14 protein-coding genes are annotated in these 16,108 nt (G+C 57.9%); 12 read left to right on the forward strand and 2 right to left on the reverse strand.

The window, feature by feature from the left end; translation table 11 throughout:
- Nucleotides 1–6 precede the first annotated feature (6 nt).
- The 9 genes from xsc (at nt 7) to HZ995_RS05055 (ending at nt 10,806) form a co-directional block, all read left to right on the forward strand.
- A complete protein-coding gene (xsc, locus tag HZ995_RS05015) occupies nt 7–1,782 on the forward strand; it encodes a sulfoacetaldehyde acetyltransferase (protein ID WP_209357577.1) in 1,776 nt (591 codons plus the stop codon).
- A gap of 1 nt (nt 1,783) precedes the next feature.
- Nucleotides 1,784–2,533, forward strand: a complete 750-nt coding sequence (locus tag HZ995_RS05020; RefSeq protein WP_209357578.1) for a sulfite exporter TauE/SafE family protein — start codon at nt 1,784–1,786, stop codon at nt 2,531–2,533.
- On the forward strand, nt 2,530–3,546 hold the full coding sequence (gene pta, locus HZ995_RS05025) for a phosphate acetyltransferase (RefSeq protein WP_209357579.1): 1,017 nt from the start codon (nt 2,530–2,532) through the stop codon (nt 3,544–3,546). The genes HZ995_RS05020 and pta overlap by 4 nt, the downstream gene beginning before the upstream one ends.
- The gene (locus HZ995_RS05030; protein ID WP_209357580.1) at nt 3,543–4,016 is read left to right on the forward strand and encodes a hypothetical protein; all 474 of its coding nucleotides are present in this window, start codon (nt 3,543–3,545) and stop codon (nt 4,014–4,016) included. The genes pta and HZ995_RS05030 overlap by 4 nt, the downstream gene beginning before the upstream one ends.
- A gap of 77 nt (nt 4,017–4,093) precedes the next feature.
- Nucleotides 4,094–6,892, forward strand: coding sequence for a molybdopterin oxidoreductase family protein (locus HZ995_RS05035; RefSeq protein WP_209357581.1), 2,799 nt, complete (start codon nt 4,094–4,096; stop codon nt 6,890–6,892).
- The gene (locus HZ995_RS05040) at nt 6,889–7,659 is read left to right on the forward strand and encodes a 4Fe-4S dicluster domain-containing protein (RefSeq protein ID WP_209357582.1); all 771 of its coding nucleotides are present in this window, start codon (nt 6,889–6,891) and stop codon (nt 7,657–7,659) included. The genes HZ995_RS05035 and HZ995_RS05040 overlap by 4 nt, the downstream gene beginning before the upstream one ends.
- On the forward strand, nt 7,659–8,531 hold the full coding sequence (locus tag HZ995_RS05045) for a dimethyl sulfoxide reductase anchor subunit family protein (RefSeq protein WP_209357583.1): 873 nt from the start codon (nt 7,659–7,661) through the stop codon (nt 8,529–8,531). Before HZ995_RS05040 ends, HZ995_RS05045 begins: the two co-directional genes overlap by 1 nt.
- A gap of 452 nt (nt 8,532–8,983) precedes the next feature.
- Entirely contained in the window at nt 8,984–10,252 is a 1,269-nt protein-coding gene (locus tag HZ995_RS05050) for a hypothetical protein (RefSeq protein WP_209357584.1), read from the forward strand.
- Nucleotides 10,253–10,290: 38 nt separating this feature from the next.
- A complete protein-coding gene (locus tag HZ995_RS05055; RefSeq protein WP_348521227.1) occupies nt 10,291–10,806 on the forward strand; it encodes a hypothetical protein in 516 nt (171 codons plus the stop codon).
- A 15-nt stretch (nt 10,807–10,821) separates the two neighbouring features.
- Here the strand turns inward: HZ995_RS05055 and HZ995_RS05060 are convergent, their stop codons facing one another.
- Both HZ995_RS05060 and HZ995_RS05065 read right to left on the reverse strand, forming a co-directional pair.
- A complete protein-coding gene (locus HZ995_RS05060) occupies nt 10,822–11,466 on the reverse strand; it encodes a DUF1523 family protein (protein WP_209357586.1) in 645 nt (214 codons plus the stop codon).
- A gap of 11 nt (nt 11,467–11,477) precedes the next feature.
- Nucleotides 11,478–11,741 (reverse strand): hypothetical protein, encoded by a 264-nt coding sequence (locus tag HZ995_RS05065; RefSeq protein ID WP_209357587.1) that lies wholly within the window; start codon nt 11,739–11,741, stop codon nt 11,478–11,480.
- A gap of 215 nt (nt 11,742–11,956) precedes the next feature.
- Here HZ995_RS05065 and HZ995_RS05070 point away from each other — a divergent pair, with 215 nt between their 5' ends.
- The 3 genes from HZ995_RS05070 (at nt 11,957) to HZ995_RS05080 (ending at nt 16,039) form a co-directional block, all read left to right on the forward strand.
- Nucleotides 11,957–12,739, forward strand: a complete 783-nt coding sequence (locus HZ995_RS05070) for an ion transporter (RefSeq protein WP_209357588.1) — start codon at nt 11,957–11,959, stop codon at nt 12,737–12,739.
- Nucleotides 12,740–12,769: 30 nt separating this feature from the next.
- Nucleotides 12,770–13,759: a P1 family peptidase gene (locus tag HZ995_RS05075; RefSeq protein ID WP_209357589.1), complete on the forward strand. Its 990-nt coding sequence runs from the start codon at nt 12,770–12,772 to the stop codon at nt 13,757–13,759.
- Nucleotides 13,760–13,852: 93 nt separating this feature from the next.
- Complete coding sequence (locus HZ995_RS05080) at nt 13,853–16,039, forward strand: esterase-like activity of phytase family protein (protein ID WP_209357590.1); 2,187 nt, start codon at nt 13,853–13,855, stop codon at nt 16,037–16,039.
- The last annotated feature ends 69 nt before the right edge of the window (nt 16,040–16,108 follow it).

Genomic DNA, 16,108 nt, shown 5'->3' on the forward strand with positions numbered 1-16,108 from the left:
CACCTCATGAAAATGACCACCGAAGAAGCCTTTGTTAAGGTTCTGCAACGCCACGGTATCGAACATGCATTCGGTATCATCGGTTCCGCCATGATGCCAATTTCAGACATCTTCCCTGCCGCGGGCATTACCTTCTGGGACTGCGCACACGAAGGCTCTGCAGGCATGATGTCTGACGGCTACACTCGCGCGACCGGCAAAATGTCGATGATGATCGCGCAGAACGGTCCGGGCATCACAAACTTTGTGACCGCTGTTAAGACGGCCTACTGGAACCACACGCCCCTTTTGCTGGTCACCCCTCAGGCGGCGAACAAGACCATCGGTCAGGGTGGCTTCCAGGAAGTCGAACAGATGAAACTGTTTGAAGACATGGTGGCCTATCAGGAAGAGGTCCGTGACCCGACGCGCGTCGCCGAAGTCCTGACCCGCGTGATCGCGCAGGCGAAACGCTTCTCGGCGCCAGCCCAGTTGAACATCCCACGCGACATGTGGACCCAAGTGATCGACATCGAGATCCCTGATCCGATTGAATTCGAGATGTCCTCTGGCGGCGAAAACTCCGTCGCGGCGGCCGCCGCACTGCTTTCCGAGGCGAAGAACCCGGTGATCCTGAACGGTGCGGGCGTTGTCCTGTCCAAAGGTGGCATCGAAGCCTCCATGGCACTAGCTGAACGTCTCGATGCGCCGGTTTGCGTGGGCTATCAGCACAATGACGCCTTCCCGGGCAACCACCCGTTGTTCGCCGGTCCTCTGGGCTACAACGGCTCCAAAGCGGGCATGGAATTGATCAAAGAGGCCGACGTGGTGTTGGCGCTTGGCACCCGCCTGAACCCGTTCTCGACCCTGCCGGGCTATGGCATGGAGTACTGGCCAGCGGATGCAAAAATCATTCAGGTCGACATCAACCCTGACCGTATTGGCCTGACCAAGAAGGTCAGCGTCGGCATCGTCGGCGACGCCGCCAAAGTGGCGACCGGCATCCTTGGCCAGCTGTCCGGCACAGCCGGCGACGAAGGCCGCGCGGATCGCAAAGCCAAGATCGCGGAAAAGAAATCCCGCTGGGCTCAGCAGCTGTCCTCCATGGACCACGAAGACGACGATCCGGGCACCACTTGGAACCAACGCGCCCGTGCGGACAAGCCTGACTGGATGAGCCCTCGCATGGCGTGGCGCGCGATCCAGTCTGCCCTGCCAAAAGAGGCGATCATTTCGTCCGACATCGGCAACAACTGCGCCATCGGCAACGCCTATCCGTCCTTTGAAGAAGGCCGCAAATACCTCGCACCGGGCCTATTTGGTCCTTGCGGCTATGGCCTGCCTGCCATCGTTGGAGCAAAAATCGGCCAGCCAGACGTGCCAGTTGTCGGCTTTGCAGGTGACGGCGCCTTCGGCATCGCGGTGAACGAGCTGACGGCCATCGGCCGCGGAGAGTGGCCTGCGATCACGCAGATCGTCTTCCGCAACTATCAGTGGGGTGCGGAAAAGCGGAACTCTACCCTGTGGTTTGACGACAACTTCGTCGGCACCGAGCTGGACACCCAAGTGTCCTATGCCGGCATCGCGCAGGCATGCGGCCTGAAAGGCGTCGTCGCGCGCACGATGGAAGAGCTCACCGACGCGCTGAACACCGCAATCGAAGACCAGAAGAACGGCGTAACCACTCTGATCGAAGCCATGATCAACCAAGAGCTGGGCGAGCCATTCCGCCGCGACGCGATGAAAAACCCTGTGCGCGTGGCCGGCATCGATAAGGCCGACATGCAGCCGCAAGAGGTCTGATTTGCTCGCCTTGCCATTTGGCTTTTCAAGTGGCGAGGCGCTTTTCCTCGCAGCCGCCCTCTTTGGGGCGGCTGTCATTCGCGGACTGTCTGGGTTCGGCTTTTCCGCGATTTTCGTACTTTTCGCAGCCCTCGTGACCAATCCATTGAGGCTTATCCCCGTTGTGTTTTCCTGCGAGATCCTAATGACCATTTTCCAAGCCAAAGGCATCGGCCCCTATATCGCATGGCGACGTGCGATCACGATGTTGATCGGCGCAGGCTTAGCGACGGTGCCTGCGATCTACATCATGGCGCGGCTCGATGATACGATGGCGCGGCTTGTGATCTCGGGCCTGATCCTGTGCCTTTGTGCTCTGTTGTTCAGCGGGTGGCAGATCAAACGGCCTGTCGGCGATGGTGGTCATGTCCTTGCAGGGATGGTCTCGGGCACAGCCAACAGCGCGGGCGTCGGGGGCTTGCCGATTGCGGGCTTTATGGCCGCACAACCCATTCCCCCTGCTATGTTTCGCGCGACGATGATCGTGTTTCTGACCGGCATCGACATGATGGCTCTGCCGGTGATGGCGATGAATGGGCTGGTTGGGCCTGATCTTGGTGTCGGCATACTCTTTGCGCTGCCGATTATCGGCACGGGTGTCTGGGTCGGCAGTCTCAACTTCGAACGCATCCCGCAAAATAGATTCCGGCAGGGCATCATTGTTCTGATGACGCTCCTTGCCCTCGCCAATATTGCGAGGCTGGCTCTATGACACTCACGCCTGTCCAACAGCTTCAATCTCTTGCGCCGAAAACGCGCGCAAAGATTGCCCTGAGCGAGGGGGCAGAGCCCCGGACGGTCGCCGCAGCACTACAGGCGGTCGATCTGGGGCTCGCTGATATCGTCTTGGTCGGAGAAACCGACGAAATTCTTTCGGAACTTGGCAAATTGGGAGCCGCGCCCTCTGAGAGCATAGAGATCCAAGACCCAAAAACCTCCGAACTGACCGAGGCCGTTGCGGAAGCAGTTTACGAGAAACGCAAACACAAAGGGATGAGCCAAGAAGGCGCGGCTGCCAAAGCGCAAGATCCGCTGGTTTTTGCCGCGGCCCTCGTGCATATGGGATTGGCGGATGGAACCGTCGGCGGCGCGATTACTGCGACAGCCGACGTTATCCGCCCAGCGCTGCAAGTGATCGGCAAGGCCGAGGACGCGGAGCTTGTGTCTTCTTTCTTCTTGATGCTTCCGCCCAAGGACGCGCAAGTCGGCCAACGTGCCATGCTTTATGCGGATTGTGGCTTCGTCGTAGATCCAACAGCGCTGGAACTCGCCGCCATCGCAGCCAGCGCGGCGCAATCGGCGGACGCCCTGCTTGGGGAAACGCCAATCGTCGCGATGCTCTCGTTTTCCACGACCGGCAGCGCACGTCACGCAAAGGTCGACAAGGTCACCGAAGCCACAGAGATGCTGCGCGCGTCCCACCCTGATCTTGTGGTCGACGGAGAACTTCAATTCGACGCCGCCTTTGTGGCCGAAACCGGCGCGCGCAAAGCACCAGACTCACCGGCGGCAGGCCGTGCGAATGTGATGATTTTCCCGTCGCTGAACGCGGGCAACATTGCTTATAAAATCACGGAGCGCGTTGGGGGCTATACAGCCATTGGTCCGATCCTTCAGGGGCTTGCCAAACCGGCCAACGACCTATCGCGCGGATGTTCTGTCGAGGATATCGTGCAGATTATCGCGGTCACGGTTCTGCAGTCCCTGAGATCGCAAACTTCATGAGTGTCGCAAGTCAGAGTTTTGGGTTTGATTCGGCAGGGCTAATGGCGACCCTGCGCCATTGTCTTAAACATGGCCCAAGGACATCTGACGACCTCAAAAAAATTTCCAAACTCTCTGCGACCCGCAAGCCGCACAAAAGCGGATCAATTGTGCATCAATTTCGCACGTTTGCTGAGAACCGAGGGTCTCATTTGGTCTCGGCGGCTGCATCAATGTTGGGAAATTTGCGTTCGACTTTGATCAAAGCACAGACTGAGAATCTCCTAGAGTCCAATCCCGCGAAAAAAATTATGGCGCTTCATGCGGTTTTGGGATTTTGTCCTACGGAAATGAACGCTACAAGAACGCACACCCACATCACAAATCGACGGTTTTCAGCCTTTTCTTTGGGTCTTCGTCGAACAGACAAATCCTCCTCCAGCACCTGTCAGGCGCTGTTGGACCTGATGACGGGGACTGCACCCAAATGACCAATCGACCACTCAGATTTCGCCTAAGCGTACTGCGCCCAGCGATCTTCGCACAGGTGTAGAAGAGAGGAAGCCAGATGCCATTCAAGCAACCTGACATCGACACATCCCCCAAGGTCTCGGACGAGATCCGCAAGACCACATGCTACATGTGCGCCTGCCGCTGCGGGATCAACGTGCACATGAAGGACGGCAAAGTCGCCTATATCGAAGGCAACCGTGACCACCCGGTGAACCAAGGGGTTCTTTGCGCCAAAGGCTCTGCCGGGATCATGCAGGTCAACGCACCGTCGCGACTTCGTAAGCCGCTGAAACGTGTCGGTCCCCGTGGATCGGGCGAATACCAAGAGATCAGTTGGGAAGAAGCCATGAGCACAGCCGTGGGCTGGCTCACCGAATTGCACGAAACTGCACCTCATAAGCTCGCGTTCTTTACCGGCCGCGATCAGTCGCAGAGCTTCACCTCCTTCTGGGCACAGCATTTCGGCACACCAAACTACGCAGCCCATGGCGGTTTCTGTTCCGTCAATATGGCGGCGGGCGGCATCTATACGATGGGCGGGGCGTTCTGGGAATTTGGGCAACCCGATTGGGATCACACCAAGCTCTTTATGCTGTTTGGTGTGGCCGAGGACCACGATTCCAACCCGATCAAAATGGGCATCGGCAAGATCAAAGCGCGCGGTGCAAAGGTGATCGGCGTGAACCCTGTGCGCAACGGCTATAACGCAGTGGCGGATGAATGGGTCGGGATTACTCCGGGCACAGATGGCCTGTTCATTCTGGCGCTGGTGCATGAGCTGATGAAGGCCGGCAAGATCGACCTTGACTATCTCGCGCAGTTCACCAATGCGCCGGTTCTGATCGACAAAGATACTGGCCTCTTCCTGCGCGATGACGATGGCAAACCGCTGGTCGTGGACCGCGTCACGGGCAAGCTGACGCCGTTTGATCAAAAGGACGTTCAGCCGAGCCTCTCCGCGACGCATGAAGGTCATCGCACAGTCATGGCCTTGATGGCCGAGAAATATCTCGATCCAAAATACGCGCCTGAGGCTGTGGCTGAGGCCACAGGCGTTTCCGCGAAGAAGATCAAAACCATCGCTGCCGAACTCGCGCGCGTCGCCTTTGACGAGGCCATCGAACTGGACCGCGAATGGACCGATTTCCGCGGCAACACACATAGCAAAATGACCGGTCGTCCCGTGTCCATGCACGCCATGCGCGGGATCTCGGCACATTCCAACGGCTTCCAAACCTGCCGCGCGCTGCACGTCTTGCAGATCCTGCTGGGCACGGTCGAGACCCCCGGGGGTTTCCGGTTCAAACCGCCTTATCCAAAGCCTGTTGAAGCCCACCCGACCCCACACGGCGACCGTCGCCCAGGCAAAGCGCTCGAAGGCCCGCACCTTGGTTTCCCTCGCGGTCCCGAGGATTTGCTTCTCGACAGCGACGGCAACCCGCAACGCATCGACAAGGCCTTCTCTTGGGAAAACCCCATGAGTGCGCATGGCCTCATGCATATGGTGATCTCAAACGCCTATGCGCAGGATCCTTATCCGATCGACACGCTGTTTATGTATATGGCGAATATGTCGTGGAACTCTTCGATGAACACCTCTGGTGTGATCGAAATGCTGACCGCGCGCAACGACAGTGGCGGATACCGCATTCCACGGATCATCTATTCTGATGCTTATAGCTCGGAGATGGTCGCCTATGCCGACCTGATCCTGCCTGATACGACCTATCTGGAACGCCACGACTGTATCTCTCTGCTGGATCGCCCGATCTGTGAGGCCGACGGGGCTGCGGACGCAATCCGCTGGCCGGTGATTGAACCGGATCGCGACGTGCGCGGGTTCCAGTCAGTTCTGATCGAACTCGGCGCCCGCATCGGCCTGCCTGCCTTCATGAAAGAAGACGGCTCGCCCAAGTGGAAAGACTACGCCGACTATATCGTCAATCACGAGCGCAAGCCTGGGATCGGGCCTTTGTCTGGCTGGCGCGGTGAAGACGGCGACAAGACCGGACGTGGCGCAGTGAACCCTGATCAGATGGACGCCTATGTCGCAAACGGCGGTTTCCATATTCACCATGTCCCAAGCGAGGCGGCTTACTACAAACCGTGGAACACTGCATATCAGGACTGGGCCGTGGACCTTGGCCTTTATGACAGCCCGCAACCCTACCTGTTCCAGCTCTATTCTGAGCCCATGCGCAAATTCCAACGCGCCGCCGAAGGGCATGGGGACCGTGTCCCGCCAGAACACCTGCGGGATCGCCTGAAAGAAGTCATGGACCCTCTGCCGATCTGGTATGAACCGTTTGAGGAGCAGGCTGTGGACACCAAGGAATACCCCATCCACGCGCTCACCCAGCGCCCGATGGCGATGTATCACTCTTGGGGCACGCAAAACGCTTGGCTGCGTCAGCTACATGGGAAAAACCCGCTCTATGTGCCGCAGAAACTCTGGGACGAGCATGGGTTCAAAGAGGGCGATTGGGCGCGGGTAACCTCGACGCATGGATCGATCACCGTACCTGTGGCGCTGCAAGCCGCGCTGAACGAAAACACCGTCTGGACTTGGAACGCCATCGGCAAACGCAAAGGCGCTTGGGCCCTGTCCGAGGACGCACCCGAAGCCCGCGAAGGTTTCCTTTTGAACCACCTCATTCACGAGCTCTTACCGCCCAAGGGCGACGGGCTCAGATGGGCCAATTCAGACCCAATTACAGGCCAAGCGGCGTGGTTTGACCTGCGCGTGAAAATCGAACGGGTCGATGCCCCTGCCGAGGCGCAACCAGCTATGAAACCGCTGAAATCTCCGGTCGAACAAGGGCCAGACACACTTGAATGGAAGGTGGGCAAATGACAACGCTTCCTCAATCCACAGAAAAGAAACTCGGCCTTGTCATCGATCTGGACACCTGCGTGGGCTGCCATGCCTGCGTGATCTCCTGCAAAGGCTGGAACACGGAAAACTACGGCGCGCCGCTGTCGGATCAGAACCCTTATGGCGATGAACCGATGGGCACCTTCCTCAATCGCGTGCACAGCTATGAGGTCACAAGCCCCGGCGAGACTGCCAAGACCGTGCACTTCCCGAAATCCTGTTTGCACTGCGAAAACGCGCCTTGCGTGACCGTTTGCCCGACAGGCGCGAGCTATAAGCGGCAAGAAGACGGCATCGTTCTGGTCAACGAAAAGGACTGCATCGGATGTGGCCTTTGCGCCTGGGCCTGCCCCTATGGCGCGCGGGAACTGGATCAGGCCGAGGGGGTGATGAAGAAATGCACCCTTTGCGTTGACCGGATTTATAACGAGAACCTGCCAGAGGTCGACCGAACCCCTGCCTGTGTCCGCACCTGCCCTGCTGGCGCACGTCATTTCGGGGACTTCGCGGATCCAGAGTCCAACGTATCCAAACTGACCGCAGAGCGCGGTGGCATGGACCTGATGCCGGAACTCAATACAGCTCCGGTCAACAAATACCTGCCACCCCGTCCGAAAGACACGTGGGATTCTGAGGAAAGCGTGCTTGCGCCCTTCCTCGCCCCAGTGGCCGAAGAAACCACCGGCTTCCTTGGATGGCTCGACAAACAGCTTTCCAAACTGCCCGGCGATAAGGAGACCAACTGATGCATCCAGCTCCTTCAGTCATCATCTTCACAACCCTCTCCGGCATCGGCTTTGGCATGCTGGCGTGGCTCGGTATCGACGCGACGCCGCCGCAAGGATGGGTCGCTTTCGCCTTCTTCTTCATCGCCTATGCCTTGGCGGTCGGAGGGTTGATTTCCTCGACCTTCCACCTTGGCCATCCAGAACGCGCGCTCAAAGCCTTTACTCAATGGCGCACTAGTTGGCTGTCGCGAGAGGGCGTGTGTGCGGTCGCGGGCTTGTGCGTGATGGGCCTTTATGCGGCAGCGCTGATTTTCCTAGGGACGCATGTGCCCATACTCGGATGGATTGGCGCTGCGCTCAGCTTGCTGACCGTGTTCACAACCTCGATGATCTACGGCCAACTGGCGACGATCCCTAGGTGGAATACACCACTAACATCAGTGCTTTACCTTGCCTATGCGCTCACGGGCGGCGCTTTGCTGACCGGGCGCGTATCCGTTGCGATCACGCTCCTATTGGTCACCACCGCCGTTCAAATCATGTGGTGGCTGCGCGGTGACAAAGCCTTTGCAGATCGTGGCAGCTCACTGGAAACAGCAACGGGCCTGGGTAACTTGGGATCCGTGCGCTCGGTTGCGCATCCGCATACGTCTCCGAACTATCTTATGAAAGAATTCATCCACGTGGTCGGCCGCAAACATGCGCAGAAACTGCGGATCATCTCGCTGATCTTGATGGCAGGCCTGCCGATCCTGCTCTTGTCGATCCACGTCGGCCATATCTTTGCGCTCTTGGCCGTGCTCAGCCATGTCGCAGGCGTCGCCACGTCGCGTTGGCTGTTCTTTGCAGAGGCGGAACATACCGTCGGCCTCTACTACGGGATGCGCTAACCCCCAAAATCAAAAAGCCCGCAACATCTTGCGGGCTTTTTTGATGGAAAGACTACGCTGCTTACTTAGCAGGAGTGTGCAGGTAATCCGTCCAGTGGTCGCATGCCTCAGAAGACTTCGCGACGGCGGCGATTTTGGCAAAAGTCGCGGCAAAAACAGAAGCGAGTTTGGTCATGGTGACATCCTTTCGGGAGCGTCGTTTCGATGACAGGGTGATACGCGGGCCGTAGCGCTCGTGGTAGATGCGATTCCGCAAGCCCGATATGCGTTCAGCGCAAGGCGCTCAGATCATTGACCTTTTCCAAACTGGAAACAATCGCCGCCACATTTGTGACACATTTGCATCGCCGCACCCTCTAGCCTTTGGCATATAACTTACGTTGCATAGACCTTTAGCGGCGACTCGCCCTAGATCGACTCTCTAGCCAGTAAAAAGCCAACGGAGTGAATGGATGACCATGGGTCGCAAGTTCAACACTTTAGCCACTCTTCTCGTAACCTCGTCTATTGCCTCCGGTGCAATTGCCGCGGATTTTGTCGTGAACACCGCCGAGACCGTAACCAACGCGGGCATTGGCTATGACGACCACGATACGATGACGATCACGTCCAGCGGCTCTATTCAGGTGACAGTAAACGAAGCAGTCAGCAACGAGGTTGATTTCTTTACCCTGACTAACAATGGCATCTTGTCAGCGACCAACGCAGTACCTCCGGTGTTCCCGCCAATCACACCTTTCGCCACAGCTGGCGTGGCATTTCTGGGCACCAACAACACGATCATTAACAACAACACGATCACCTCTTCGCATTTTGATGCAGTCAACGTGAATGGCGCAAACACAACCGTCATCAACAATGGCACCATGAATGCGGGCACCGACGGTATCGCCGTCAACGGAGCCAACACACGCGCCACGAACAACGGCACGATCACCTCGACATTTGATGGCTTCTACCTGTTCGGAGACGGCGCCATCGTGACCAACACTGGCACGGTCACCGCGGGCGACGATGGTATCGATACTGACGGCGACAATGATGTGATCGTCAATCGCGGCACAATAACAGCGACACAAGACGGCATAGAAACCAATGGCACCGGAGTTGTCGTAACCAACTACGGCGTCGTTGTCGGTGGATCGGACTCCTATGACCTGAATGGTGCCAACAGCACGCTGAACCTGGTCTTTGGATCTCGAACTGAGGGCCTGCTCAGCTTTGATGGGGCTAACGCGACTTTCAATATCGGCGCGGGGTTCAACGGAGCCTTCACCACTGACGGCGGCAACCCGACCACGATCACAGCCGCGCGTGGTGCGTTCGTTCAGGACGGCAACACGATCTACGTCGTAAACCTGGACCAGAATTTCAACGGGCTGTCCCAAGCGGCCAATACCGCTTCAAATCTGCACGCGACGGCCCAAGGCCAATCCCGTGCCGGGCGCAACGATGTGGCGACTCAAGGCCTGACGCCAAATCGCGCGGGGCCATGGATCCAACTGTCCACCGACTTTGCTCAAGGCCTAAGCAGTTCCAACAGTGGAGGGTTCACCACCCGCGGCGGCCAGATCACGGCTGGCTTCGCGCTCTCAGACAGCCTCGGCTTCTATGCTGGCGTCAATGATGCCCGCGCGAAGCTGGCAAATAGCTTTGAGACCGACAGTGAAACTCTGGTTGCTGGCCTCTATGGCACGTTCGATCTGGAAGGTGTGATCTGAACTGGTCCCTATCGGCTGGCCGCACCAGCAATGACGCACTGCGCCAAATTCAGAACAACACGATTGCCGGCGGCTGGGAAACGGCGACTGCGGCCTATGACCAAAGCTTTGTCGCGCCATCGCTAAGCTACGCCCGTCGTCTGCAGCCGGGCCTGATGATGGATCTGGAACTTGGATATGTGGCCTTGGAAACCGATGGCTACACGGAATCCGGCGCGACCAACAACGCTACTTTTGGCGCGCGCACCACGCATGTGGCGAGCCTGACGCCGAAGCTCAGCTGGACCACAATCGACAGCCCGATCCCCTTTGACATGTCCGCAGGTGTTCAGTTCCGCAAGTACTGGGGCGATCCGGTCAGCGTGACCATCGGCGCGGCCAATGGAAGCTTTGTCGACCACGACAACGGCATCGAAGCCCGCGCCTTTGTGTCTGGCCGCGTGGAATATCCTTTAGGAGATTCATGGATGTTCACAGGATTTGGCGAAGCAGGTCTGTCCACCTATCGCACCGTGAACCTTAGCGCAGATTTCCTAATCAGTCGCGATTTCTAAACGCGCTGCGCGGGATTATTTCCCGCGCATCCGATCAATCCATCCGCGCAAACGCCCCCGGCTTTCAGCGATTGAATCGCCTGCGTCAGCGAGGCTATCACCGACGTCTTCGATCACCGGATCAATGCGCGCACGGCGGAACCGGACCCAGCGCACGCGGATTGACCAAAAGATCGCCGCAAAGATGGTCAGGATGATGATGTTCATCCATGGGATAAAACTGACATCTGGCCCCTCGACCACGCGAATACGCACGGCATTTGGAAAGATAGACAGGAACTCGTTGCGCCAGCCATAGTGGCGCACAGCCACCCATTCCGGCGCGTCTTTGGTCGAGATCGCGTCATTGGCCTCGGTATAAAGGTTCGCCGTGTCGAATTTGAAATAGAACGGCCAGCCCCAGCCAGTGTCCTCATTGCGATAGACCATGGCTTCGCCGTCAGGTTTCACGCCCTGAATGAACTGCACGTCGCGATTGGTCAGCTCTGCCGATTGCGCATCAGGACTGGACCAGAACATCCGCGTCCAATCGTTCAGCTCCTGGCGTTCCTCATAAGTATTCACGATCCGCACAATATCGTTCTGCGGCAACGTGTAGTGAAACACCGCAAAAACCAAGAGCCAGAACGTGCCCCAGAAGCCCCATTTAACATACGCCATCGAGGGCTCCTTCAGTGAAAATTGGTGAAATAGATCGTGGCCACCATCGCCACAAACGGCAGGATGTAAACCCCAAGGATGAGGCCGCGGCGCAAGCGGCTTTCATAGGCGAGTAACTCTTGGCTGACTTTGGTTTCCTGCGCCTCAGCACCCATGCTTTCGTACTCGGCCAACAGCCGATCACGCCGGTTCGCGCGCAGATGGAAGTAAAGCGCGAAATACAGCACCGTCAAAAGCACGAAGGCGATGATCAAAAGCCGAGCAAAACCTGCCATTGAGAAAGTCCCCTTATTCCCGTTCCCCCATAACATAGGGGCTCGGGCGTGAAATCCCTAGGGTGAAGCCCCGCCAGATTTTCCCCACTGCCCATTCCTTACGCGATTTTCGCGGGCTTGCCACTTCATGTGCAAATTCTACTTGAAGGCCAGCCGCGCGGATTGCTACGCAGCGCGCGAGGTTTTTGCAGTCACTTTGCCCCACAGGAGGCCCCATGACCCAAAGAGAGAAAATCGCGCGTCTGGTGGACAGCACCCGATTCCAAAATGCGATCCTTGCGGTCATTTTGGTCAATGCCGCGACATTGGGGCTTGAGACATCGGCCACCATGACCGACTCATACGGGACCTTAATCAAATTAGTTGACCGCACGTGCCTCGCGATTTTTGTCGCCGAGCTTTTGCTGAAATTCTACGCCCGCCGCATGGCGTTTTTCACCAATGGCTGGTCTATGTTTGACTTGGTCATCGTCGCCGCCTCGCTGATCCCCGGTGCCTCCAATGTGTCGGTCCTGCGTGCAGCCCGCGTGCTGCGCGTGTTGCGCGTGGTCTCTGCGGCCCCCCGGATGCGGCGCGTGGTCGAGGGGCTGGTCTTGGCTCTGCCGGGTATAGGATCGGTGTTCCTATTGATGGGGATCGTCTTCTACATCGGCTCGGTTATGGCCACGAACCTCTTTGGCGACGCCTTCCCAGACTGGTTCGGCACACTCGGTCGCTCTGGCTATTCCTTGTTTCAGATCATGACGCTGGAAAGCTGGTCCATGGGCATCGTGCGCCCTGTGATGGAGGTCTACCCCTTTGCATGGCTGTTCTTTGTGCCCTTTATTCTGGTGACCACCTTCGCCGTGGTGAACCTTTTGGTCGGTCTCATGGTGAACTCGATGCAGGACGCGCATGAAAGCGATGTGGATGAGCAGACTGGCGACTACCGCAAAGAAGTCATGGCGCGGCTGGATCAAATCCAAGCGCAACTGGACGGGATGAAAAAGCAGGGCTAGCTTCGCATTCAAGCAATGCGAGACCAGACCATGCAAACCGGACCAAAGAACCTGATCACCGATGTCGCGGGCCTCAAGGTCGGCAATGCACAGGATGCACGGGTTAAGTCAGGGACCACGGTTCTGACGGCCGACGCACCCTTTACCGCAGCCGTGCACGTCATGGGTGGTGCACCGGGTACAAGGGAAACGGACTTGCTTGCGCCGGATAAAACCGTCGAAAAAGTCGATGCTTTGGTGCTGTCGGGCGGATCCGCCTTTGGTTTGGACGCGGCCTCTGGCGTCGCGGACAAGCTTCGCGCAGATGGCCGAGGCTTTCTGGTCGCGGATCAGAACGTGCCGATTGTGCCCTCTGCGATCTTGTTTGATCTGCTCAATGGCGGCGACAAAGGCTGGAGCCGCTCGCCTTACTACGAATTGGGAAAAGCAGCCCTCGCAGATGCATCAGAGGACTTCACCCTAGGCACGCAAGGCGCTGGAACAGGCGCAACCACCGCCTCGTTCAAAGGCGGTCTTGGCTCGGCATCGCTCCTCACTCCCTCCGGTCACACCGTCGGAGCGCTCGTCGCTGTCAACGCGCTCGGGGATGCGGTTGTACCGGACACCGGCAATTTCTGGGCCGCCCCGTGGGAAATCGGCAAGGAATTTGGCGGACGCGGCTGCGCGGCCAAAATTCAAACCGCATGGCCCAAAACCAAACTGTCTGACCAGAACACCACGATCGCCATTGTCGCCACAGATGCCGACCTCTCCAAAGCAGAACTGACCCGCTTTGCCACCGCCGCGCATGACGGAATGGCGCGCGCACTTGTTCCGTCCCATACCCCAATGGACGGAGACCTCGTCTTTGGCGTGTCCACAAATGCGAGGCCGATCCAAGACCCTCTCGCCGATCCAATCCTGCTTGGCCATGCCGCAGCCACCTGCCTTGCCCGCGCAATTGCCCGAGGCGTCTATGCCGCCACCTCATCCGAAGGCGACCTCCTCCCCAGCTACAGTGCGGCCTATCCACACGGCTAACCCGCTTTGTCATAAAACCGCTGCGCTCACGTCACATAGGCTTAACACCCGCCCGTCATCCCGCCCCCACCTATATTGAAAATGGAGGGATTGATGTCTGCGCGTTTCCTTTGCCTGACATCGGCCGTAGCCCTGACCGCTGGTCTGGCCCACGCCGAAATGAATTTTAACCGTATCGCAAGCTTTGCCACGCCTTTGAACATGGCGGCGGGCGAAGACACTAAACGCGAAACCAGCCCCGAGATCATCGATGTGACGGCCGACGGGATGACCCTGGTCTACACCGACAGCCCTCTCGAAGCGCTTGGCCGCGTCGACATCACCGATCCAGCAAACCCGCAGCCTCTTGGCAATATCGCTCTGCCAGGCGAACCGACCTCTGTCGCTGTGATCGGTGCGACCGCCTATGTCGGCGTGAACACATCCGAAAGCTACACCGCCCCCTCCGGCATGCTGAAAGCCATCGACGTGGCAACCGGTGCGGAACTGGCGTCCTGTGATCTGGGCGGTCAGCCTGACTCCATCGCGAAGTCCAAAGACGGCGCCTTCATCTCTGTCGCCATCGAAAACGAGCGTGACGAAGACCTGAACGACGGCCTCATCCCTCAGCTGCCAGCTGGCAACTTAGTGATGATCAACACAACCAAAGGTGGCCTGGACTGCGCGTCGTTGAAAATGGTGGACCTACGTAGCCTCGCAGACATCGCGCCGAGCGATCCAGAGCCGGAATATGTGTCCATCAACGGACTGGGTGAAACGGTGATCAGCCTTCAGGAAAACAACCATATGGTTGTTGTGTCCAAAGACGGCGAGATCGTGAACCACTTCTCTGCAGGTGCGGTTGACCTGACCAACATCGACGCCACCGACGAACGCGCGATCCTGTCTTTCACAGAAACCCAAATGGGTCGCCTGCGCGAGCCGGATGCGGTGGCATGGATCGACGACAACCACTTCGCGACCGCGAACGAAGGCGACTATAACGGCGGCTCGCGCGGCTGGACCATCTTCAACAAGAATGGCACCGTTGTTTACGAAAGCGGCACTGATTTCGAGCACGCCATTGTGCAGATCGGCCACTACCCTGACAAACGTTCCGACTCTAAAGGTGTCGAGCCTGAGTCCGTAACATTCGACGTCTTCAACGGAACACCATTTGTCTTCGTCGGCGCAGAACGTGCCTCCGTTGTGGGCGTCTATAACGTCACGAACCCTGCCGCTCCGGTTCTGGAACAACTGCTCCCATCCGGTGTCGGCCCAGAGGGTTACGTGACAATCCCATCCCGCAGCCTGCTGGTCTCTGCGAACGAAAAAGACCTGATCGAAGACGGCGGCGCGCGTGCGCATGTCATGATCTTTGAGCAACAAGAAGCACCTGCAGTTTACCCACACCTCACCTCTGAAGACATGGACGAGCTGACCGGTTGGGGCGCGATCTCTGGCATGGTGGCTGACAAGGACGGGATCATCTGGGCAGTTAACGACAGCTTCTATCTGTTCCAACCGACGATCTTTAAGATCGACACCACCCAAACCCCTGCGAAAATCGTCGATGCGATCCGCGTTGTCCGCCAAGACGGCAATCCAGCGCAACAGATCGACATGGAAGGCATCACGCTGGACGGCAAGGGCGGCTTTTATGTTGCATCCGAAGGCCGCACCGAGCGTGTGATCCCGCATGCGATCTATCACGTCTCTGCAGAGGGCGTGATCAAGAACCGCAAGGGCGAAATCGGCCTGCCTGCCGAGCTGATGGCGGTTGAGAAACGCTTTGGCTTTGAGGGCATCACCCGCGTCGGCGACACCCTGTGGATGCCAGTTCAGCGCGAATGGAAAGATGACCCGAAAAACCATGTGAAACTGGTGGCCTATAACCTGAAGACCAAAGAATGGGGCGCGGTGCATTATGAAAAAGCCGAGCCAGCCAAAGGTTGGGTTGGCCTTTCGGAAATCACAGCCCATGGCGACTATGTCTACATCATCGAGCGCGACAACCAGCATGACGCGCGCGCGGTGACCAAAAAGATCTACCGCGTGGCTCTGTCCGATATGGCGCCAGCGCCTCTGGGCGGTGCGCTGCCTGTGGTCAAAAAAGAGCTGGTCCGTGACCTGATCCCGGACCTGACCTCGACCGGTGGCTATGTTCTGGACAAAGTCGAGGGTCTTGCGATCTTTGAAGACGGTACTGCGATTTTCTCAACCGACAATGACGGCGTGGATGATCACTCTGGCGAGACGATCTTCATGAACATTGGCAATATCGAGAGCCGCAATTTCTAAGACTTCAATCTAAATCAACGACACCGCGCGGAGCTCCTTCGCGCGGCTTTTTATTGGGCTTGTGGTCGA

It is taken from the genome of Cognatishimia activa (assembly GCF_017798205.1).
Classification (GTDB): Bacteria; Pseudomonadota; Alphaproteobacteria; order Rhodobacterales; family Rhodobacteraceae; genus Cognatishimia; species Cognatishimia activa_A.

What these genes read in the sequence shown, in the direction of transcription:
- pta (WP_209357579.1), top strand. Translation starts at nt 2,530, where the DNA reads ATGACACTCACGCCTGTCCAACAGCTTCAATCTCTTGCGCCGAAAACG.
- HZ995_RS05030 (WP_209357580.1), top strand. Translation starts at nt 3,543, where the DNA reads ATGAGTGTCGCAAGTCAGAGTTTTGGGTTTGATTCGGCAGGGCTAATG.
- HZ995_RS05045 (WP_209357583.1), top strand. Translation starts at nt 7,659, where the DNA reads ATGCATCCAGCTCCTTCAGTCATCATCTTCACAACCCTCTCCGGCATC.
- HZ995_RS05080 (WP_209357590.1), top strand. Translation starts at nt 13,853, where the DNA reads ATGTCTGCGCGTTTCCTTTGCCTGACATCGGCCGTAGCCCTGACCGCT.
- HZ995_RS05050 (WP_209357584.1), top strand. Translation starts at nt 8,984, where the DNA reads ATGACCATGGGTCGCAAGTTCAACACTTTAGCCACTCTTCTCGTAACC.
- xsc (WP_209357577.1), top strand. Translation starts at nt 7, where the DNA reads ATGAAAATGACCACCGAAGAAGCCTTTGTTAAGGTTCTGCAACGCCAC.
- HZ995_RS05070 (WP_209357588.1), top strand. Translation starts at nt 11,957, where the DNA reads ATGACCCAAAGAGAGAAAATCGCGCGTCTGGTGGACAGCACCCGATTC.
- HZ995_RS05060 (WP_209357586.1), bottom strand. Translation starts at nt 11,466, where the DNA reads ATGGCGTATGTTAAATGGGGCTTCTGGGGCACGTTCTGGCTCTTGGTT.
- HZ995_RS05040 (WP_209357582.1), top strand. Translation starts at nt 6,889, where the DNA reads ATGACAACGCTTCCTCAATCCACAGAAAAGAAACTCGGCCTTGTCATC.
- HZ995_RS05075 (WP_209357589.1), top strand. Translation starts at nt 12,770, where the DNA reads ATGCAAACCGGACCAAAGAACCTGATCACCGATGTCGCGGGCCTCAAG.
- HZ995_RS05035 (WP_209357581.1), top strand. Translation starts at nt 4,094, where the DNA reads ATGCCATTCAAGCAACCTGACATCGACACATCCCCCAAGGTCTCGGAC.
- HZ995_RS05065 (WP_209357587.1), bottom strand. Translation starts at nt 11,741, where the DNA reads ATGGCAGGTTTTGCTCGGCTTTTGATCATCGCCTTCGTGCTTTTGACG.